This window comes from Vibrio sp. 2-Bac 85 (assembly GCF_037546705.1).
Taxonomy (GTDB): Bacteria; Pseudomonadota; Gammaproteobacteria; order Enterobacterales; family Psychromonadaceae; genus Psychromonas.
Genome location: NZ_JALAAB010000012.1, coordinates 119590 through 138006, shown reverse-complemented (window position 1 = coordinate 138006; position 18417 = coordinate 119590). Strand labels below are relative to the sequence as shown.

General features: G+C 41.0%; 28 protein-coding genes. 3 read left to right on the top strand and 25 right to left on the bottom strand.

Going from position 1 to position 18417, the window contains the following annotated elements; genetic code table 11:
- Window positions 1–120: 120 nt before the first annotated feature.
- From rpmJ to rpsJ, 23 genes are all read right to left on the bottom strand, one after another.
- On the bottom strand, window positions 121–234 hold the full coding sequence (gene rpmJ / locus MT390_RS13475) for a 50S ribosomal protein L36 (RefSeq protein WP_011770886.1): 114 nt from the start codon (window positions 232–234) through the stop codon (window positions 121–123).
- 34 nt (window positions 235–268) lie between these two features.
- Complete coding sequence (gene secY, locus MT390_RS13470; RefSeq protein WP_028869296.1) at window positions 269–1597, bottom strand: preprotein translocase subunit SecY; 1329 nt, start codon at window positions 1595–1597, stop codon at window positions 269–271.
- A 6-nt stretch (window positions 1598–1603) separates the two neighbouring features.
- Window positions 1604–2038, bottom strand: coding sequence for a 50S ribosomal protein L15 (gene rplO, locus MT390_RS13465; protein ID WP_166372639.1), 435 nt, complete (start codon window positions 2036–2038; stop codon window positions 1604–1606).
- A gap of 2 nt (window positions 2039–2040) precedes the next feature.
- Window positions 2041–2223, bottom strand: coding sequence for a 50S ribosomal protein L30 (gene rpmD / locus MT390_RS13460; RefSeq protein ID WP_025563066.1), 183 nt, complete (start codon window positions 2221–2223; stop codon window positions 2041–2043).
- 6 nt (window positions 2224–2229) lie between these two features.
- A complete protein-coding gene (rpsE, locus tag MT390_RS13455; RefSeq protein ID WP_025563067.1) occupies window positions 2230–2730 on the bottom strand; it encodes a 30S ribosomal protein S5 in 501 nt (166 codons plus the stop codon).
- An 11-nt stretch (window positions 2731–2741) separates the two neighbouring features.
- Complete coding sequence (gene rplR, locus MT390_RS13450) at window positions 2742–3092, bottom strand: 50S ribosomal protein L18 (protein ID WP_025563068.1); 351 nt, start codon at window positions 3090–3092, stop codon at window positions 2742–2744.
- Window positions 3093–3103: 11 nt separating this feature from the next.
- Window positions 3104–3637: a 50S ribosomal protein L6 gene (rplF, locus tag MT390_RS13445; protein WP_166372638.1), complete on the bottom strand. Its 534-nt coding sequence runs from the start codon at window positions 3635–3637 to the stop codon at window positions 3104–3106.
- Between the two features lie 10 nt (window positions 3638–3647).
- Window positions 3648–4040: a 30S ribosomal protein S8 gene (gene rpsH, locus MT390_RS13440; RefSeq protein WP_025563070.1), complete on the bottom strand. Its 393-nt coding sequence runs from the start codon at window positions 4038–4040 to the stop codon at window positions 3648–3650.
- Between the two features lie 25 nt (window positions 4041–4065).
- Window positions 4066–4371 carry a 30S ribosomal protein S14 gene (rpsN, locus tag MT390_RS13435; protein WP_166372637.1) on the bottom strand — a complete coding sequence of 102 codons (306 nt, stop codon included), beginning with the start codon at window positions 4369–4371 and terminating at the stop codon, window positions 4066–4068.
- Between the two features lie 11 nt (window positions 4372–4382).
- Window positions 4383–4922 (bottom strand): 50S ribosomal protein L5, encoded by a 540-nt coding sequence (rplE, locus tag MT390_RS13430; RefSeq protein WP_025563072.1) that lies wholly within the window; start codon window positions 4920–4922, stop codon window positions 4383–4385.
- A gap of 12 nt (window positions 4923–4934) precedes the next feature.
- On the bottom strand, window positions 4935–5249 hold the full coding sequence (gene rplX, locus MT390_RS13425) for a 50S ribosomal protein L24 (protein ID WP_166372636.1): 315 nt from the start codon (window positions 5247–5249) through the stop codon (window positions 4935–4937).
- A 10-nt stretch (window positions 5250–5259) separates the two neighbouring features.
- Window positions 5260–5628: a 50S ribosomal protein L14 gene (gene rplN / locus MT390_RS13420; protein ID WP_025563074.1), complete on the bottom strand. Its 369-nt coding sequence runs from the start codon at window positions 5626–5628 to the stop codon at window positions 5260–5262.
- A 173-nt stretch (window positions 5629–5801) separates the two neighbouring features.
- Window positions 5802–6053 (bottom strand): 30S ribosomal protein S17, encoded by a 252-nt coding sequence (gene rpsQ / locus MT390_RS13415; RefSeq protein ID WP_028869302.1) that lies wholly within the window; start codon window positions 6051–6053, stop codon window positions 5802–5804.
- On the bottom strand, window positions 6053–6244 hold the full coding sequence (gene rpmC / locus MT390_RS13410; RefSeq protein ID WP_028869303.1) for a 50S ribosomal protein L29: 192 nt from the start codon (window positions 6242–6244) through the stop codon (window positions 6053–6055). The genes rpsQ and rpmC overlap by 1 nt, the downstream gene beginning before the upstream one ends.
- Complete coding sequence (gene rplP / locus MT390_RS13405) at window positions 6244–6654, bottom strand: 50S ribosomal protein L16 (RefSeq protein ID WP_025563077.1); 411 nt, start codon at window positions 6652–6654, stop codon at window positions 6244–6246. The genes rpmC and rplP overlap by 1 nt, the downstream gene beginning before the upstream one ends.
- Before the next feature lie 12 nt (window positions 6655–6666).
- A complete protein-coding gene (gene rpsC / locus MT390_RS13400; RefSeq protein WP_025563078.1) occupies window positions 6667–7356 on the bottom strand; it encodes a 30S ribosomal protein S3 in 690 nt (229 codons plus the stop codon).
- A 3-nt stretch (window positions 7357–7359) separates the two neighbouring features.
- The gene (gene rplV / locus MT390_RS13395) at window positions 7360–7695 is read right to left on the bottom strand and encodes a 50S ribosomal protein L22 (RefSeq protein WP_025563079.1); all 336 of its coding nucleotides are present in this window, start codon (window positions 7693–7695) and stop codon (window positions 7360–7362) included.
- Window positions 7696–7703: 8 nt separating this feature from the next.
- Window positions 7704–7979 carry a 30S ribosomal protein S19 gene (gene rpsS / locus MT390_RS13390; RefSeq protein WP_025563080.1) on the bottom strand — a complete coding sequence of 92 codons (276 nt, stop codon included), beginning with the start codon at window positions 7977–7979 and terminating at the stop codon, window positions 7704–7706.
- 14 nt (window positions 7980–7993) lie between these two features.
- Window positions 7994–8821: a 50S ribosomal protein L2 gene (gene rplB / locus MT390_RS13385; protein WP_025563081.1), complete on the bottom strand. Its 828-nt coding sequence runs from the start codon at window positions 8819–8821 to the stop codon at window positions 7994–7996.
- 12 nt (window positions 8822–8833) lie between these two features.
- Window positions 8834–9133, bottom strand: a complete 300-nt coding sequence (rplW, locus tag MT390_RS13380; protein WP_028869306.1) for a 50S ribosomal protein L23 — start codon at window positions 9131–9133, stop codon at window positions 8834–8836.
- Window positions 9130–9735, bottom strand: coding sequence for a 50S ribosomal protein L4 (rplD, locus tag MT390_RS13375; RefSeq protein WP_028869307.1), 606 nt, complete (start codon window positions 9733–9735; stop codon window positions 9130–9132). The genes rplW and rplD overlap by 4 nt, the downstream gene beginning before the upstream one ends.
- Window positions 9736–9749: 14 nt before the next feature.
- Window positions 9750–10388: a 50S ribosomal protein L3 gene (gene rplC / locus MT390_RS13370; protein ID WP_166372635.1), complete on the bottom strand. Its 639-nt coding sequence runs from the start codon at window positions 10386–10388 to the stop codon at window positions 9750–9752.
- 15 nt (window positions 10389–10403) lie between these two features.
- Window positions 10404–10715: a 30S ribosomal protein S10 gene (gene rpsJ, locus MT390_RS13365; RefSeq protein ID WP_025563085.1), complete on the bottom strand. Its 312-nt coding sequence runs from the start codon at window positions 10713–10715 to the stop codon at window positions 10404–10406.
- 377 nt (window positions 10716–11092) lie between these two features.
- Here rpsJ and MT390_RS13360 point away from each other — a divergent pair, with 377 nt between their 5' ends.
- From MT390_RS13360 to MT390_RS13350, 3 genes are read left to right on the top strand one after another with little or no spacing between them, the layout of a single operon-like run.
- Window positions 11093–13132 carry a tRNA(Met) cytidine acetyltransferase TmcA domain-containing protein gene (locus MT390_RS13360; RefSeq protein WP_499441623.1) on the top strand — a complete coding sequence of 680 codons (2040 nt, stop codon included), beginning with the start codon at window positions 11093–11095 and terminating at the stop codon, window positions 13130–13132.
- A gap of 4 nt (window positions 13133–13136) precedes the next feature.
- Window positions 13137–13829: a pseudouridine synthase gene (locus MT390_RS13355; protein ID WP_166372633.1), complete on the top strand. Its 693-nt coding sequence runs from the start codon at window positions 13137–13139 to the stop codon at window positions 13827–13829.
- Window positions 13816–14133, top strand: a complete 318-nt coding sequence (locus tag MT390_RS13350; RefSeq protein ID WP_166372632.1) for an MGMT family protein — start codon at window positions 13816–13818, stop codon at window positions 14131–14133. Before MT390_RS13355 ends, MT390_RS13350 begins: the two co-directional genes overlap by 14 nt.
- Window positions 14134–14154: 21 nt before the next feature.
- Here the strand turns inward: MT390_RS13350 and MT390_RS13345 are convergent, their stop codons facing one another.
- Both MT390_RS13345 and MT390_RS13340 read right to left on the bottom strand, forming a co-directional pair.
- Window positions 14155–16344 (bottom strand): alpha/beta fold hydrolase, encoded by a 2190-nt coding sequence (locus tag MT390_RS13345; RefSeq protein WP_499441621.1) that lies wholly within the window; start codon window positions 16342–16344, stop codon window positions 14155–14157.
- Window positions 16345–16349: 5 nt separating this feature from the next.
- Window positions 16350–18239 carry an acyl-CoA dehydrogenase family protein gene (locus MT390_RS13340; protein ID WP_499441619.1) on the bottom strand — a complete coding sequence of 630 codons (1890 nt, stop codon included), beginning with the start codon at window positions 18237–18239 and terminating at the stop codon, window positions 16350–16352.
- Between the last annotated feature and the right edge of the window lie 178 nt (window positions 18240–18417).

Here is an 18417-nt window from a genome sequence, read left to right as displayed (position 1 = left end):
GTTAACGATTCATTTGTGAAAAGCCCGGTAGGATACTCGACAAATGATAAATTAGCAAACAAAACACAGCTTAGATGAAAAATTCACCTAAGCTGCTGATATATCCAAAATCTCTGTGGATTAGCCTTGGCGTTGTTTATGCTTTGGCTCTACGCAGATAACTCGCACCACACCGTGGCGTTTGATAACTTTGCAGTTACGACAGATTTTTTTAACGGATGCACGAACTTTCATTGCAACACTCCGTGATTATAACTTTCAGACTTGGTTATTTACCGTAATCTTTCAAGTTAGCTTTTTTCAAGACAGAATCATATTGATTAGACATCAAATGAGTCTGCACCTGTGCCATAAAGTCCATGATAACAACAACAATAATTAATAACGAAGTACCACCGAAGTAGAACTGCGTATTCATTGCAACCATCATAAACTCGGGAATCAAACAGATAAAGGTAATATATAACGCACCAGCTAATGTTAGACGCGTCATCACTTTATCAATGTAACGTGATGTTTGTTCTCCTGGACGGATTCCTGGGATAAAGGCACCGCTTTTCTTCAAATTATCTGCAGTCTCACGTGGGTTAAACGTAAGTGCAGTATAAAAGAAGCAAAAGAAGATAATAGCAGCAGCATATAACATCATATGCAACGGTTGTCCTGGCTGTAACGCCAAAGAAACATCCGATAACCAGCTTAAACCTTCAGTCTGACCAAACCACTGGGCAATAGTACCAGGAAATAAGATAACACTCGAGGCAAAAATTGCAGGAATTACACCAGCCATATTTAATTTTAATGGCAAGTGAGTGCTTTGAGCAGCAAAAACCTTACGGCCTTGTTGGCGTTTTGCGTAGTTAACAACGATACGTCGCTGACCACGTTCAACAAATACTACAAACGCAGTAGTTGCAAAAACGATAACAATTAATGCTAGTAACACTAGAAGGTGAATTTCACCTTGTCGTGCTTGCTCAGCAGTTTGCCCGATTGCCGATGGCAACCCAGCAATAATACCTACAAAGATAATGATAGAAATACCATTACCAATACCGCGCTCAGTTATTTGCTCACCTAGCCACATAAGGAACATAGTTCCAGTCACTAAACTAACAACTGCCGTGATGTAAAAGCTCAGACCTGCATTTTCAACAAGTCCGGGCATCATCGTTGGCAAACCGGTTGCAATACCAATTGCTTGGAACGTACCTAATACCAAAGTACCGTAACGTGTGTACTGGTTAATCTTACGACGACCAGACTCACCCTCTTTCTTTAGCTCAGCTAAAGGAGGATGAACTACCGTAAGCAGTTGGATAATAATAGACGCAGAAATATACGGCATAATACCCAATGCAAAGATAGAAGCACGCTCAAGCGCACCACCAGAGAACATGTTAAACATTTCTATGATGGTACCCTTTTGCTGTTGGAATAAATCAGCTAGGACAGCGGCGTCAATACCAGGAATTGGAACAAAAGAGCCCGCACGGAACACTAATATAGCGCCTAAAACAAATAGTAAACGAGTTTTAAGTTCACTTAAATTGCTTCCTTGTGCCGCTTTTGAATCTAATCCTGGTTTCTTAGCCATTACCTATTATTCCTCGATTTTTCCGCCTGCCGCTTCAATTGCAGCACGAGCACCTTTCGTTACACGAAGGCCTTGTACTGTTACTGAGCGAGAGATTTCACCAGATAGAACTACTTTAGCAAACTTAGTAGTGTTTGTTAGTAGACCTGCCTGTTTCAACGTTTCTAGTGTCACAATATCGCCTTCTACTTTAGCAATTTCGTTCAAACGAACTTCACCGCTAACTAGAGATTTACGAGATGTGAAACCAAATTTTGGTAAACGTTGTTTTAATGGCATTTGACCGCCTTCAAAACCAGGACGTACAGTACCGCCTGAACGAGATTTTTGACCTTTGTGACCGCGGCCACCTGTCTTACCTAGTCCAGAACCGATACCACGACCGACACGTTTACGTACTGGTTTAGAACCAGCTGCTGGAGATAGAGTATTTAGTTTCATAATTACCCCTCAACCTTAACCATATAGTAAACTTTATTAACCATACCACGTACAGCAGGAGTATCTTGCAACTCTACTGTGTGACCGATGCGACGCAGGCCTAGACCTGTTAATGTTGCACGGTGCTTTGGTAAACGGCCAATTGCACTTTTGGTTTGAGTTACTTTAATCGTTTTAGTAGCCATGCTGAATTACCCCAGAATATCACTAACGTTTAAGCCACGCTTAGCTGCGATTTGCTCAGGAGAGTTCATGCTCTCTAGTGCATCCATCGTAGCGCGGACAACGTTAATTGGGTTAGTTGAGCCGTAAGCTTTTGATAGTACGTTCTGTACACCAACAACTTCTAACACGGCACGCATTGCACCACCTGCGATGATACCAGTACCTTCCGATGCTGGTTGCATATATACCTTAGAACCAGAATGACGGCCCTTAACAGGATGCTGCAGAGTGTTACCTTTTAATTGGATTTCGCTGATATTGCGACGTGCTTTTTCCATAGCTTTTTGAATAGCTGCTGGAACTTCACGTGCCTTACCATAGCCGAAACCAACACGACCATTACCATCACCAACAACTGTTAGTGCTGTGAAGCTAAAGATGCGACCACCTTTAACTACTTTTGAAACACGGTTTACTGCGATTAGCTTTTCGTTCAGATCACCGGTTTGAGATTCTACTTTTGACATAATCTTTACCCTTAGAACTGTAGACCAGCTTCACGAGCTGCGTCAGCTAGTGCTGCAACACGACCGTGGTATTGGAAACCGCTACGGTCAAAAGAAATTTTAGAAATTCCTTTCTCTACCGCACGCTCTGCAACTAATTTTCCAATTAGTTGAGCTGCTTCTTTATTACCACCGTTCTTAACTAGTGCAATTACTTCTTTTTCTAATGTAGAAGCGCTTGCTACGACTTGTGCGTCTGCTGTAATTACCTGCGCGTAAGTATGGCGAGGTGTACGGTTTATCACAAGACGAGTTGCACCAAGATCTTGCAATTTCTTACGTGTGCGGGTAGCACGACGAAGACGAGATGCTTTCTTATCCATAGTGTCTTACCTTACTTTTTCTTCGCTTCTTTACGACGCACGTTTTCATCAGCGTAACGAACACCTTTACCTTTATAAGGTTCTGGTGGACGGAATGCACGAATCTCTGCAGCTACTTGGCCAACTTGTTGCTTGTCAGAACCTTCAATAATAATTTCTGTTTGGCTTGGAGCCGTAGCAGAAATACCTTCAGGTAATGCATATACAACAGGATGAGAGAAACCTAAAGTTAGGTTTACATCTTGACCTTTAACTTGTGCACGGTAACCAACACCTTGAAGAAGAAGAGTCTTCTTGAAGCCTTCAGTTACACCTACAACCATATTGTTAACGTTAGCACGTGCAGTACCTGCTTGTGCCCATGCGTCTTTAACACCTTCAACAGGTGCGAAAGTTAATACGCCATCTTCAAAATTAACAATAACAGCATCATTAAGAGTACGAACTAATTCGCTTTTACCACTTTTAACAGTGATCTCTTGACCATTTACTTTTACTTCTACGCCAGCAGAAACAGTAATCGGTGCCTTAGCTATACGAGACATAGATTACTCCTTAAGATACGTAACAGATGATCTCACCGCCGATGCTTGCATTACGCGCAGCTCGGTCAGTCATAACACCTTGAGAAGTTGAAACGATCGCAATACCTAAACCAGCCATAACCTTAGGAAGATCATTTGCACCTTTATAGATACGAAGACCTGGGCGGCTTACTCGTTTGATAGTATCGATTACTTTTTTGCCTTCGAAGTACTTTAAAGTAACTTCTAATTCAGGCTTTGTGTCACCAGCAACAGCGAAATCTGAAACATAACCTTCTGCTTTAAGCACAGCTGCAATTGCAACTTTTTGCTTAGAAGAAGGCATCTTAACAGATACTTTGCTTGCTGCTTGACCGTTACGAATACGCGTTAGCATATCCGAAATAGGATCTTGCATGCTCATAACTATTTACTCCGTGATTAATTGATTACCAGCTGGCTTTTTTCAGGCCAGGGATTTCTCCGCGCATCATATGCTCACGAACCTTAATACGGCTCATGCCAAATTTACGAAGATAACCATGTGGACGACCAGTAACGTTACAACGATTACGTTGACGTACTGAACTTGAATCACGAGGTAGCGATTGAAGTTCTAACACTGCATTCCAACGATCTTCGTCAGATGTATTTACACTGTTAATTGTTGCTTTTAATGCTGCACGCTTTTCAGCGAACTTAGCAACTAACTTCTCACGTTTTACTTCACGCGCTTTCATTGATTGTTTAGCCATTTTCTAACTCCTTACTTACGGAATGGGAAGTTGAACGCAGACAAAAGTGCGCGTGCTTCTTCGTCAGACTTAGCTGAAGTAGTAATTGTGATATCTAAACCACGTACTTTATCAACTTTATCGTAATCGATTTCAGGGAAAATGATTTGCTCACGAACACCCATAGAGTAGTTACCACGACCATCGAATGACTTAGCATTCAGGCCACGGAAATCACGTACACGTGGGATAGCGATTGTTACCAAACGCTCAAAGAAATCCCACATACGTGCACCACGTAGTGTTACTTTACAACCAATCGGGTAGCCTTCACGAATTTTGAAGCCTGCCACAGAGCGGCGTGCTTTAGTGATCATTGGCTTTTGACCTGAGATTGCTGCCATATCTGACGCAGCGTGCTCTAGGACTTTTTTATCAGCCAGTGCTTCACCAACACCCATATTAAGGGTGATTTTCTCTATTCGAGGGACTTGCATGACAGACGTATAGTCGAATTGCTTTTGCAAATCAGACACCACGTTGTCTTTATAGAAATCATGCAGTTTCGCCATCGTAAACTCCAGTTACTTCACAAGTTCATTATTAGATTTGAAGAAACGTACTTTTTGTCCGTCTTCTAGTCTAAAACCAACACGATCTGCTTTACTCGTTGCCGAGTTGTAGATCGCAACATTTGATACTTCGATCGGTGCATTTTGTTCAATGATACCGCCAGCTACACCCGCTTGTGGGTTTGGCTTTTGGTGTTTCTTTTGAACATTTACACCTTCAATAATTATTTTACCGTTAGCTAAAACTTGAGAAACTTTCCCAGTTTTACCTTTATCTTTACCGGCAATAACAATTACTTCATCGTCACGTTTTATTTTTGCTGCCATTTTCGGTTCCTTACAGTACTTCTGGCGCCAGTGAAACTATCTTCATGAAATTTTCATTTCGAAGCTCACGGGTTACAGGGCCAAAGATACGTGTACCGACTGGCTGGTTGTTTGCATTCAAGATAACCGCAGCGTTGCGATCAAAACGAATAACAGAACCATCGGGACGACGTACACCTTTTCTGGTACGCACTACCACAGCTGAATGAACATCACCTTTTTTAATTTTTCCACGAGGAATTGCTTCCTTCACAGAAACTTTGATGATGTCACCGATTGCTGCATAACGGCGATGCGAGCCACCAAGGACCTTAATACACATTACGCGTCGAGCGCCACTATTGTCGGCGACATCTAGCACACTTTGCATTTGGATCATTATAGTGCTCCGCTATTTACTATTGATACTCTCTAATGAGTCGTGTTCCCATATTTTCAGGGAGCGGCATCATACCACCAACTTTATTAGAAAGATAGTCTAAAAAAACGGCACTCAAAAATTGAGCACCGTTTCGCTTATGTAATCAAATTTAACTTACTGAAAACAGTAGGTTATGCTTTGGTTACGATTTGTGCCAATGTCCAAGACTTAGTCTTAGATAGAGGACGACATTCACTTACTAGTACAATATCACCTTCATTACATTGGTTTGTTTCATCATGTGCATGTAGCTTTGTAGTACGCTTCATGAATTTACCGTATAACGGATGCTTCACTTTACGTTCAACAGCTACAACGATAGATTTATCCATCTTCGCACTGATTACTTTACCTTGAAGAGTACGAGTGTTTTTTTCGCTCATTACGCACCTGCCTTCTGATTTAATACTGTCTTAACACGGGCAATGTCACGACGCACTTGTTTGATTGAGTGCGGCTTTTCTAACTGACCTGTGTTTAACTGCATACGTAAGTTAAATTGCTCACGTAATAAGTTTAGAAGTTCAGCATTAAGCTCTTCAACGCTTTTTTCTTTAAGTTCGTTAGCTTTCATTACATCACCTTACGAGTTACGAAAGTTGTTGCCACTGGCAATTTAGCTGCTGCAAGAGCAAACGCTTCACGAGCTAATGCTTCTGGAACACCTTCCATTTCATAAAGAACTTTACCTGGTTGAGTTTGAGCAACCCAATATTCCACGTTACCCTTACCTTTACCTTGGCGCACTTCTAACGGTTTGCTGGTAATCGGCTTATCAGGGAACACACGGATCCAGATTTTACCTTGACGTTTAACATGACGAGTCATTGCACGACGTGCTGCTTCGATTTGACGAGCAGTAATTCGACCACGACCAGTTGCTTTTAGTCCAAATTCGCCAAAGCTGACTTCCGCACCTTTAGAAAGACCACGGTTGCGGCCTTTCATCATTTTACGGAACTTCATACGTTTTGGTTGCATCATAGCGTATTTCTCCTACTTACCGCGACCTTTGCGTTTTGGTTTAGCTGGCGCTTCTTCTTGTTGAAGTGGTAAACCACCAAGAATTTCGCCTTTAAAGATCCAAACCTTAACACCAATGATACCGTAAACAGTCAATGCTTCTGATGTTGAGTAATCAATATCGGCACGAAGAGTATGTAGAGGTACACGACCTTCACGATACCATTCGTCACGAGCGATTTCTGCACCACCAAGACGACCACTAACTTGAACTTTGATACCTTTAGCGCCTAGGCGCATAGCATTTTGTACCGCACGCTTCATAGCACGACGGAACATAACACGACGCTCTAACTGAGAAGAGATTGAATCTGCTACTAGTTTTGCGTCAAGTTCAGGTTTACGAACTTCTGAGATATTGATTTGAGCTGGAACGCCCGCCATTTTAGCAATAGCTGTGCGTAGCAATTCAACATCTTCGCCTTTTTTACCAATTACAACACCAGGACGAGCTGTGTGAATAGTCACACGTACGCTTTTCGCTGGACGTTCAATAGTAATTTTAGACAAAGAAGCATTTTTCAATTTCTCTGTTAAGAATTTACGGATTTGAAAATCACTGTATAAGTTATCTGCAAAATCTTTTTTGCCTGCATACCAAGTAGAGCTAAATGCTTTAGTGATACCTAGGCGAATACCGTTAGGATGAACTTTCTGTCCCATTGTTTAACCCCTGTCTGATACCACTACTGTGATATGGCAAGAACGCTTCATGATGCGATCGGCACGGCCTTTCGCACGCGGCATGATACGCTTCATTGTTGGACCTTCGTCAACACAAATTTTTGTGATAACTAGTTCATCAACATCAGCGCCTTCATTATGCTCGGCGTTTGCAATTGCAGAATCTACAACTTTTTTAATCAAAACAGCGGCTTTCTTAGGGCTGTATGATAAAAGTTCTAGTGCTTTTTCAACTGGAAGACCACGTACTTGATCTGCCACCAAACGCGCTTTCTGAGCCGAAGAACGAGCATATAAATGTTTAGCTAAAGCTTCCATAATTACCTCTATTTCTTCGCTTTCTTATCCGCGACATGGCCACGGTAAGTACGAGTTGGTGCAAATTCACCCAGTTTGTGACCGATCATTTCATCAGTTACGAATACTGGCACGTGTTGACGCCCGTTATGGACAGCGATAGTTAGACCAATCATATCAGGAATGATCATAGAGCGACGAGACCAAGTCTTAATAGGCTTTTTCTCGTTACTGTCAACCGCTTTCTCTACCTTCTTCAGCAAGTGTAGGTCAATAAAAGGACCCTTCTTGAGAGAACGTGGCATGGCGATACCTCTACTTATTTCTTATTGCGACGACGAACAATATACTGATCAGTTTTCTTGTTCTTACGAGTTTTGTAACCCTTAGTTGGAACACCCCAAGGAGACACAGGATGACGACCACCCGATGACTTACCTTCACCACCACCATGTGGGTGATCTACTGGGTTCATTACAACACCACGTACGGTAGGGCGAACACCACGCCAACGCGTAGCACCAGCTTTACCTAGTTGACGTAGCATATGTTCTGCATTACCAACTTCACCGATTGTTGCACGACACTCAGCAGGGATTTTACGCATTTCACCACTACGTAAACGTAGAGTAACGTAAGCACCATCACGAGCTATAATTTGGCTGTATGAACCAGCTGAACGTGCAATTTGTGCACCTTTAGCAGGTTTCATTTCTACAGCGTGTACTGTTGTACCTACTGGGATGTTACGCATCGGTAAACAGTTACCTGCTTTGATTGATGCATCTTCACCAGATTGGATCATATCACCAGCAACCAAGCCTTTAGGGGCTAGGATGTAGCGACGTTCACCATCAGCGTAAAGTACTAGTGCAATATTCGCACTACGGTTTGGATCATATTCCAAACGCTCTACTTTTGCTGGGATACCATCTTTATTACGTTTAAAATCAACTAAACGATAGTGTTGTTTATGACCACCACCGATATGTCGAACCGTAATACGACCGCCATTATTACGACCACCAGATTTAGATTTTGACTCTAAAAGTGGAGCGTATGGCTTGCCTTTATGCAGATCGTTATTTACCACTTTAACTAAGTGGCGACGACCTGGAGACGTAGGCTTACATTTTACAATAGCCATAAAATAATTCCTCTACTCAGCGCCATCGAAACTGATATCTGCACCTTCAGCCAGAGTAACGTATGCTTTTTTCCAGTCGCTACGGCGACCCATACGTTGACCTGAACGCTTGGTTTTACCCTTCACGTTAAGTGTGCGAACACCAGTAACTTCAACATCAAATAACTTCTGAACTGCCGCTTTGACTTCTGCTTTAGTCGCAGTACCTGCAACTTTGAATACCATAGTGTTATGGTTTTCAGCAGATAAAGTTCCCTTTTCAGAGACATGCGGGGCTAGAATAACTTGCAGTAAACGTGCTTCACTGATCATGCTAGGCTCTCCTCAATCTTTTTCACTGCATCAGCAGTTACTAAAACTTTATCAAACGCGATTAGGCTAACTGGGTCAATGCCTTGCACATCACGAACGTCAACTTTGTACAAGTTGCGCGCTGCTAAGAATAGATTTTCATCTAATTCTTCAGTGATGATTAATACATCTTTAAGATCCAGGTCTTTTAATTTAGCTGCAAGCTCTTTAGTTTTAGGAGCCTCAACAGTAAATTTCTCGACAACGATTAGACGATCCTGACGAACTAACTCAGAAAGAATACTTCTCACTGCACCACGATACATTTTTTTGTTAACTTTCTGGCTATGGTCCTGTGGACGAGCTGCAAAAGTTACACCACCACCAACCCAAATTGGGCTGCGGATTGTACCTGCACGTGCGCGGCCAGTACCCTTTTGACGCCATGGCTTCTTACCACCACCGCGAACTTCACTACGGGTTTTCTGAGCGCGAGTACCTTGACGAGCACCAGCTGCATATGCAACGACTACCTGATGTACAAGGGCTTCGTTGTATTCACGTCCAAAGGTAGTGTCAGAAACTTCAAGAGCACTTTGTGCATCTTTCAATACCAATTCCATTACTAACTCCTCGGCTATGCTTTAACAGCAGGTTTGATGAATACGTTGCCATTTTTCGCACCAGCTACTGCACCTTTAACGAGCAGTAAGTTGCGTTCAATGTCTACGCGTACAACTTCAAGGTTTTGAGTCGTAACACGCTCAGCACCCATGTGACCAGCCATTTTCTTGCCTTTAAATACGCGTCCAGGTGTTTGACATTGGCCAATTGAACCTGGGGCACGGTGGCTAATAGAGTTACCGTGAGTCGCATCTTGCATAGAGAAATTCCAACGCTTAACAGCACCTTGGAAACCTTTACCTTTAGATTGACCAGTAACATCTACTTTATTTATTTCGTTGAACAACTCAACGCTTAGCTCAGCACCAACTTGAATATCTGCACCTTCGTCTTGACCAAGGCGGAATTCCCATAAACCACGACCTGCTTCTACACCTGCTTTCGCAAAGTGACCAGCTTCAGGTTTGTTTACACGGCTTGCTTTTTTAGAGCCAGCTGTTACTTGAATAGCTTGGTAGCCATCAGTATCAAGTGATTTAACTTGAGTAACACGGTTTGGTGAACATTCTAGAACTGTAACTGGAATAGAGACACCATCTTCAGTGAAGATGCGAGTCATACCAACTTTACGACCTACTAGACCGATTGTCATTACGATAACTCCTCTCTAACCCAAACTGATTTGAACATCAACGCCAGCAGCTAAATCTAGCTTCATAAGTGCGTCAACAGTCTTTTCAGTTGGTTCTACGATATCAATCAAGCGCTTGTGAGTACGAATCTCATACTGATCACGTGCATCTTTATTTACATGCGGTGATGTCAGTACTGTGAAACGCTCTTTACGAGTAGGTAGTGGAATAGGACCACGTACCTGAGCACCTGTGCGCTTTGCAGTTTCAACGATCTCCGCCGTTGATTGATCGATCAGTTTATGATCAAAAGCTTTAAGGCGGATACGGATTCTTTGGTTCTGCATGGACCAAAACTCCTAGTTAAAAATACAACATACAAATATACACCTGACCATCTATTCTAAATAGATCTCAAGTGTATATTCAAACTAGTAGCTCCCCAATTGGGAGACATTTTTGATAGCCAACATTAAAGTCTGGCTATGGGGTTAAAAAACCCACCTGCCATATTGGCAAGTGGGCGTATAATACATTAACTACTTACTAAAGCAAGCAGTTATTATCTATTTGTTTAAAAAACATTCAAAAGGATCTGCCTGATATTATTTACTCTTGGATCCAAGGCTAAAGCCATGCTTGCTGGTATTAAGTCCCCTTTTTTATGTTACATTTTATGCTTATTGTATAATTCATACTCATTTTATTGTTATTAGGATCTCCTGTGTCAGCTGCCATTAACTTTTACCAACAACGTAAACATATAGCAGAACAATCTGCGCACAGACAATTATGTTGTTTACAGGGGAGTGACCTCTGGTGTCAGCAACAAGCTCTAAGTATTATTGAGCATAGTGCCCTCCCCTATCGATGGTGCGGAGAAGCCCCTGCATCAATCACATGCAGTGATGCTAAATCACTGTTAGGGCAAGATGTTTACTTATTAATTTTGAATATGCACAAAACATTTGATGCCAATATGTTTGCGGCTGCTGAAGGCGCTGTCTGTGCAGGGGCGGTTATTGTTTTATTACTTCCACTGCAACAAAATGAAATAGACTATTTTTCTCATTACATGCAGAAGCAGCTTAAGCGACATCAATTTCCAATATTCTCAGAAAATATGCCTATAACAAATGCACAGCAAAATGTTTCTATTGACAAACCTTCCTCACCCTCAGCCCAACATCTAGATATACAAGAACAGCAACTGGCCATACAAAAAATTATTAAAACGGTTACAGGACATCGTAGGCGTCCTTTAGTATTAACAGCAAATAGGGGAAGAGGAAAATCTGCAGCACTTGGCATGGCAGCCGCGCAATTACTTAATCAAGATTTAATGAGGATTATTGTTTGTGCTCCGAGTAAACAGGCTGTAACTACTTTATATAAACACGCTAAATTAACCATTAATGATGCAAATAATTTACAACGATTACAATTTATGGCGCCTGATGCATTAAGTAGTGAAAAGCCGGTATGTGATTTATTGATCATCGATGAAGCTGCCGCTATCCCCATTAAACTATTAGCTATATTTGCACAACGCTACTCTCGTATTGTATTTGCAACAACGCAATTTGGTTACGAAGGCTCTGGAAGAGGATTTGCCTTACGCTTCCTACAACAACTAAAACTTATTTCACCTCAATATCGAGCTTTCCAGCTTCAACAACCTGTGCGTTGGGCCAAAGGTGATCCGGTAGAAGCTTTTACTTTGGATAGTTTATGTTTGATGGAATCGACTCCGACATTGCATACATTACAGACCCAACATAAAACGCTCATCCGTGTGATCGAAAAGACAGAATTACTGCAACCAGGTCCATTATTGAATCAAATTTTTTCGCTGTTGGTTAATGCCCATTATCAAACCAAACCTTCTGACTTAGTGGCATTGTTAAACGATCAAGATTTAACACTAATAGTAATGCAGCAACAAGATACAATATTAGCCGTAGCTTTAGTCAAACACGAAGGTGGACTTGATAACATCACTAGCGAACAAATTTATCAAGGCAAACGTAGGCCTGTTGGGCACCTAATTGCGCAATCACTGACTTTTCATAGTGGATTCAAACTTGCTGCAACTCAACGGTTTGCTCGTATACAGCGTATTGCTGTACAACCAACTCTGCAACAACAATCCTATGGTAGTCAATTATTAAACTGGATTGTCGACTGGACAACAACGCAAGCATTTGATCATCTATGTGCTAGTTTTGCTGGCAGCGATTATTTATTACGCTTTTGGTTAAAGCATCAGTTACAAATATTACGTATTGGCACGCGCAAAGATAAAAGCAGCGGACAACACTCATTGATGGTTAATTTACCTTTAAGCCAACAAGGTAAAGAATTACACCATCAAATACAGACTGACTTCCATAAACAGGTTAAAGTACAACTTAGTCGACAACTTAACCAATTAGACTCATCATTAGTAACGGTTTTGTGGCCACAAATAGTAGTAACCAGGCCAATTTCGAATATAAAGCAATCATTATCAGCTTATATTAATGCGCATCGCGGTTATGAGAATGTTGAATACCTATTAATAGAGTTATTACATAATACGTCGCTAAAGGTGTTAACTCAGCAACAACAAAGATGTGTGATTGAAAAGATTATCCAAAATCACAGTTGGCAAAGCATCGTCCAAGCACATCAATTTAGCGGACAAAAACAGGCGCAAACTTTTTTAAAAAACTGTATCTGCGATTTACTTACAAAAACCACGACGAACGAAGAGAATACATAACATAATGAGACTCGATAAATTTATCTGTGAATCAACAGAATTAACACGTAGCGAAGCAAAAAGTGCAATCCGTAAAGGCTTGATCAGCAATCAAACTGGTACCTTACGCAGTGGCTCTTATAAAGTAGATGCTAACGATATTATTGAGCTTAAAGGTAAAGTGCTCACAATCCGTGGGTTCCGCTATATTATGCTTAATAAACCACAAGGTTATATTAGCTCTAATGTTGATGAACAAATGCCAAGTTTATTAAACCTAATCGATATAGAAAAAAAGCAAAATGTATTTATTGCCGGACGACTAGATGCTGATACAACGGGATTAATTCTAATTACAGATGATGGTCAATGGTCGCACCAAGTTACCAGTCCACGTAAAAAATGTGAGAAACGTTACCGCATAACACTACAAGACCCAATCAGTGATGACGCTGTTGCTTTATTTGCACAAGGTATTCAATTAAAAAGTGAAACGAACCCTTGTTTGCCTGCAAAACTACAAGTACTTTCAGATCATGAGGTATTGTTAACCATCAGTGAAGGGAAATACCATCAAGTAAAACGCATGTTTGCTGCAGTAGGTAACTTTGTAACAACCTTACACAGAGAACAAATAGGCAATGTAGAGTTGGATCATAATCTAGCACTCGGCGAGTCTCGTTTTTTAACGGAGCAAGAGGTCAATGGATTCAAATAAACCTTTTAACCAACAATGCTATGACCTACTACGTCAAATCCCCAAAGGCAAGGTGGTCACTTATGCAGATATTGCACATCAACTAGGCGGCAAAGCTTATCAAGCAGTCGGTAACGCGATGGCTAATAATCCTGATGTCATCGTTGTGCCCTGCCATCGTGTCGTTAATAGCAACGGTGCGATAGGCAAATATGCATTAGGTACAGAAAAGAAAATAGCTTTGTTACAGGAAGAAGGTATTGAACTTGATACTGAGAAAAACAAAGTACTTAATTTAGACAAGCAACGTCATACTTTTTTATAAAGTCTAAGTACGTCACTTAAACTAATAATAGGGCTCTGTTACTTTTTCAATAAAGTCTAATAGAGGCCTATATACTTCTTCTGCCCTCTTCCCTCTTACAATAACGTGATGATCCGTATTGATACGGTGTAATTGCTTATCATTACTCAATACTTTTTCTATTATTTCCTCCGCACCATCCACATCAATAGTCGGGTCGTTGCTTCCTTGAATCACTAATAATGGCAAAATAACGCGTTCTAAATGCTCTCTACAACTATCCTGCAATAAGAGTAATTGCTTCAATCCTGCAATATATATTCGGTCGTAATTACTATCAGAACATTCAGGTTCATTGTCTACCCATTTGATAGTGCCTGTTTCCATGGAAAAGCTGCTTAGCATATTATTCCAGCTATCTAATAAAGAAGAAAAGAACACTGATTTTTGCTTTAAGACTAATGCTGGATTAATTGCCACTACCCCGACGATATTATCGACATTTGCACAACTTTTAATCAACGCCAATAAAGCTCCAGCTGAAAAACCAACGACCACAACCTTTTGATGATAATGAGACAAAACAGCATAGCCACGGTTAACAGATTCTAACCAACCTTTCACCGTACAATTACGCATCTCTTTGGATAATGTTCCATGGCCGCTTAAACGTACTAAATAAACCCCATAACCTAATTCATTAAGCTTTTGACCCAAGGCTTCCATCTCTTTTGGTGAAGCTAAAAAACCATGGATCAAAATGATTCCAGGTTGATTGGCTTTACCCGCTAAATGTTGGGGTTTACCAATATCACGGCTTTTTGTATGCAAACGGTCAAAAGACCGCATGCGCTCATCTTCAAATAAGCAACAATCTGTTTTCAATACTTGAGCTGATACTTGCAAAGATAATTTTTTAGGTGATGTCGCAATCAGTCGCTTTATATGTTTCACATATTTAGTCATGACTTCAAATTCATTAGCAAGAACACTGACTGTGCTTTCGATACGCATACGATGAAAAGAGTAAGGCATCTCGAATTTTTCATGATTGACCATGATTTGGCCATTTTCGATAGTCACGACTTGTTCGTTCAACACTAATTTAATGATTAACTCATAGGGTCCATAACGTTCACCAGATACAAGGTTGATCACCCCTTCCGATAAACTCTGATGAACACGACGTTGTTTGTTCTCTTTAATATTAATAATGGCAAGATAGATAACTTTTTTGAAGTCAGCCTCTTTAATCCCCTGCGCCGGCACAAAACGTAATGCAGTAGCGACTAAATGATCCATATTAATAGTCAGACTACTGTACACCCTCAACATAAATTCATTAGTTAATCGGTGGCGCATTGCTCCCATTAAATAGTCAATGCGCTTGGCAGGAGAGATAAAGGGACTAAGTAATGCAAAGAAACGTCGATATGGTTTAGTAAAGCGTCGTAAATCTATTGCATGGCCAAAGGAGATCGATATATCGCACTCTTCCAGAATAATGTTTCCCTCCACTAAAAGCTCTTCTTCCACAAAATCAGGAATATCTTTGAAAAAAAGCTGAGCACCCGAAGATAACAAGTTTTTACCCGGTCGAAGTGGGTAATAACTAATATTAACCGGCACAATATGTAAATCTAGGGGAGAGAGATCCGATGGACCATGTAAGCTATAGGTTTCTTGATAGTAACTAATTAACGTTTCGTTATTATCTATAATTGCCTTTTTATAATCCTCTTTTTTAAGAAAGGTTTGCAGCGCTAACATTGCAGCACCAGTATGAGGAGCACGGGCCGTTGCATCGGATATTTGCATCGACAAACGGCCTTTATCCAGTACTTTTTTATTTTTAACCATCGCACCTTCAGGATAAATAACCCAATTATAAGTGCCACGCATTAACTCTGAGATAATTTTTTCATTACGTCCGGGTAAATTTAAAGGCAGCGCACCGACCGACTCTAAAATACTGCCAAACTTACCTACAAATAACGAACTGTCAGCCAGCGAGTGCACCATTTGACCGTTAAATTTATATAACGCCTGTGGAAGTAAGGCCGTTTCCATGCGCGTAAAGTGATTAACAACAAACAGAGTGGGATTGTTACTTAGGTACTCAACCCCCTCCGCCGAAACAGAAGACTTGGTAAATTTTTCAATAATTTGGATCAACCATCCTGACAACAAAAAAGAAGAACTAGGTTTTTCCAATGTAGGACGGTCGCGCATAGCAATTATTCCCCCTCAGCAATAGGGTAAATACCTGCTTCCAACCATTGATACTGTTCACTCAAAATATCTTCAGCAATCGCTTTAGCGGTACTACGCTGTGGAGTAGATAGTGCTTTAAAATGCGCTTCTACTCTTTCCGTTGCTAGTACACAATGGTGATCCGCTAATGCTGTCGCATTTTCATGGCCGAGTGCAACTTGGTTTTTTGCATAGGAGCAAGTCACAGCCATTGCAAATAACTCACAACCAATAGTCATTAAGTGTCCTAGTGTTTCTTGGCGCAATTCAAGCTTTTCACGATGTAACAACATCTGTTCAAACAGAACCCGCGCTAAACGGTGTGAGGTACGTTGGCAATAATTAACATGTTCGGTTAAAGTACCACTGAGAGTAAATTGTGCAATAAACTCTTTATTAATGATTTGTGATGGATACCAAGAGGCATATTCTTTAAACAACTTAAAAGCAGCATCACGCTTAGTAGTGAAATCAGCGCCAGGTTTAATCAGGTCAGAAGCCAAAGATAAGTGCGTATCTAACGCTTCGCGGCTTAAAAACAACTCCATAACATCAGTGGTGCCTTCAATAATACGATTAATACGACAATCACGTAACATGCGCTCTACTGGGAAAGGTAATTCTCCACGGGCCTTTAATGAACTGGCTTTTTCATAACCTCGACCACCAAACATTTGTACCGTTTCGTCCATCACACTCCATGCCATTTCACTGCAAAATAGCTTCGCCATTGCAGCTTCCATTCGAATATCCACATCGCCCTTATCAGCCATAAAACTGGTTATCCAAGTAACGCCTTCCATCGCAAAAGTAGTCGCCGCGATATAGGCAATACGATTTGAACCCTTCTCATGCTTTGCAATAGGCGAGCCCCATTGCACGCGTTTCCCTCCCCAACGACGAGCCATATTTAAACACTGCTTGGCCATACCAGTACTCGCGGCGGGAATCGTTAAACGTCCTGTGTTTAGGGTTGCTAATGCTATTTTTAGTCCTTGCCCCTCTTGTAAAATTCTATCTTCCACAGCTACTTCGACGTTTTTAAATTCAATTAAACCATTTTGAATACCGCGGATACCCATGAAATCACAACGATGTTTTATAGTGATCCCTGAACTTTTTCCTTTTACGATAAATGCAGAGATTTGTTTAACCTCTTTTCCATCAACTATTTTAGGTGCAGTGCAGGCCATCACAACCAAATAATCTGCAATCAATCCATTGGTACACCACAGTTTTTCACCGTTAATAAGATAATGTGTTCCAGCAGCATTTAAGGTAGCAGTTGTTTCCATTTGTGCAGGGTCAGAGCCTACACTAGGCTCAGTTAATGCAAATGCAGAAATAGCACCATCTTTAAAGAGCGGTAAAAAGCGTTGTTTTTGTTCTTCTGTTCCAAATAGTTTAATCGGTTGTGGCACACCGATACTTTGGTGGGCTGAAACGAGTACAGCGGTAGAGCCACAATGACTGGCGATAGCCATAAGTACACGATTATAGTTAACTTGCGATAAACCTAAACCGCCGTACTGTTTAGGGATTTTCATAGAAAACACCCCTATTGCAGCGAGAGCTTGCATCGCTTCAGTGGGGATCGTACGCGTTTCATCAACCAAATCTGCATCTAAAGTATCGGCTAACACTATGCCTACTTTTTCCACTAATTGATCACCAACTGATTTATCTTCTGCAGTTTGAGTTGGGAAAGGGAAAATAGCATCAGACTTAAACTCCCCCATAAATAAGGATTTCGCAAAACTAGGATGCTGCCACACAGAATCGCGTGCCGCTTCGGTAAGGTTTAACGATGAGGCTTTTTCATCGCTCATCTTGGAGGTATCGATCACTACTTTTTTATCTTCAGGAAAACTCATAATAGCTCCTTAACTAACTACTTATATCCAGCCAATCAAATAGTGGAACAATTTTATCGCTTACAATGAATTGTTAGCTCTTTATCCAACTAACTCACTCTAGTAATGGTTGTTAACCTATTAATAATCATGGGATAACAGCCAATAATATTTACTCATCAATTCAAGTAATAAGTGC

What these genes read in the sequence shown, in the direction of transcription:
- rpsN (WP_166372637.1), bottom strand. Translation starts at nt 4,371, where the DNA reads ATGGCTAAACAATCAATGAAAGCGCGTGAAGTAAAACGTGAGAAGTTA.
- rplB (WP_025563081.1), bottom strand. Translation starts at nt 8,821, where the DNA reads ATGGCTATTGTAAAATGTAAGCCTACGTCTCCAGGTCGTCGCCACTTA.
- MT390_RS13355 (WP_166372633.1), top strand. Translation starts at nt 13,137, where the DNA reads ATGAGACTCGATAAATTTATCTGTGAATCAACAGAATTAACACGTAGC.
- rpsS (WP_025563080.1), bottom strand. Translation starts at nt 7,979, where the DNA reads ATGCCACGTTCTCTCAAGAAGGGTCCTTTTATTGACCTACACTTGCTG.
- rplE (WP_025563072.1), bottom strand. Translation starts at nt 4,922, where the DNA reads ATGGCGAAACTGCATGATTTCTATAAAGACAACGTGGTGTCTGATTTG.
- MT390_RS13345 (WP_499441621.1), bottom strand. Translation starts at nt 16,344, where the DNA reads ATGCGCGACCGTCCTACATTGGAAAAACCTAGTTCTTCTTTTTTGTTG.
- rplX (WP_166372636.1), bottom strand. Translation starts at nt 5,249, where the DNA reads ATGGCAGCAAAAATAAAACGTGACGATGAAGTAATTGTTATTGCCGGT.
- MT390_RS13350 (WP_166372632.1), top strand. Translation starts at nt 13,816, where the DNA reads ATGGATTCAAATAAACCTTTTAACCAACAATGCTATGACCTACTACGT.
- rplV (WP_025563079.1), bottom strand. Translation starts at nt 7,695, where the DNA reads ATGGAAGCTTTAGCTAAACATTTATATGCTCGTTCTTCGGCTCAGAAA.
- rpmD (WP_025563066.1), bottom strand. Translation starts at nt 2,223, where the DNA reads ATGGCTACTAAAACGATTAAAGTAACTCAAACCAAAAGTGCAATTGGC.
- rpmJ (WP_011770886.1), bottom strand. Translation starts at nt 234, where the DNA reads ATGAAAGTTCGTGCATCCGTTAAAAAAATCTGTCGTAACTGCAAAGTT.
- rplP (WP_025563077.1), bottom strand. Translation starts at nt 6,654, where the DNA reads ATGATGCAACCAAAACGTATGAAGTTCCGTAAAATGATGAAAGGCCGC.
- rplW (WP_028869306.1), bottom strand. Translation starts at nt 9,133, where the DNA reads ATGATCAGTGAAGCACGTTTACTGCAAGTTATTCTAGCCCCGCATGTC.
- rplN (WP_025563074.1), bottom strand. Translation starts at nt 5,628, where the DNA reads ATGATCCAAATGCAAAGTGTGCTAGATGTCGCCGACAATAGTGGCGCT.
- rplO (WP_166372639.1), bottom strand. Translation starts at nt 2,038, where the DNA reads ATGAAACTAAATACTCTATCTCCAGCAGCTGGTTCTAAACCAGTACGT.
- rplF (WP_166372638.1), bottom strand. Translation starts at nt 3,637, where the DNA reads ATGTCTCGTATAGCTAAGGCACCGATTACTGTTTCTGCTGGCGTAGAA.
- rpsE (WP_025563067.1), bottom strand. Translation starts at nt 2,730, where the DNA reads ATGTCAAAAGTAGAATCTCAAACCGGTGATCTGAACGAAAAGCTAATC.
- rpsJ (WP_025563085.1), bottom strand. Translation starts at nt 10,715, where the DNA reads ATGCAGAACCAAAGAATCCGTATCCGCCTTAAAGCTTTTGATCATAAA.
- MT390_RS13340 (WP_499441619.1), bottom strand. Translation starts at nt 18,239, where the DNA reads ATGAGTTTTCCTGAAGATAAAAAAGTAGTGATCGATACCTCCAAGATG.
- rplR (WP_025563068.1), bottom strand. Translation starts at nt 3,092, where the DNA reads ATGGATAAGAAAGCATCTCGTCTTCGTCGTGCTACCCGCACACGTAAG.
- rplC (WP_166372635.1), bottom strand. Translation starts at nt 10,388, where the DNA reads ATGACAATCGGTCTAGTAGGTCGTAAAGTTGGTATGACTCGCATCTTC.
- rpsC (WP_025563078.1), bottom strand. Translation starts at nt 7,356, where the DNA reads ATGGGACAGAAAGTTCATCCTAACGGTATTCGCCTAGGTATCACTAAA.
- rpmC (WP_028869303.1), bottom strand. Translation starts at nt 6,244, where the DNA reads ATGAAAGCTAACGAACTTAAAGAAAAAAGCGTTGAAGAGCTTAATGCT.
- rpsH (WP_025563070.1), bottom strand. Translation starts at nt 4,040, where the DNA reads ATGAGCATGCAAGATCCTATTTCGGATATGCTAACGCGTATTCGTAAC.
- secY (WP_028869296.1), bottom strand. Translation starts at nt 1,597, where the DNA reads ATGGCTAAGAAACCAGGATTAGATTCAAAAGCGGCACAAGGAAGCAAT.
- rpsQ (WP_028869302.1), bottom strand. Translation starts at nt 6,053, where the DNA reads ATGAGCGAAAAAAACACTCGTACTCTTCAAGGTAAAGTAATCAGTGCG.
- rplD (WP_028869307.1), bottom strand. Translation starts at nt 9,735, where the DNA reads ATGGAATTGGTATTGAAAGATGCACAAAGTGCTCTTGAAGTTTCTGAC.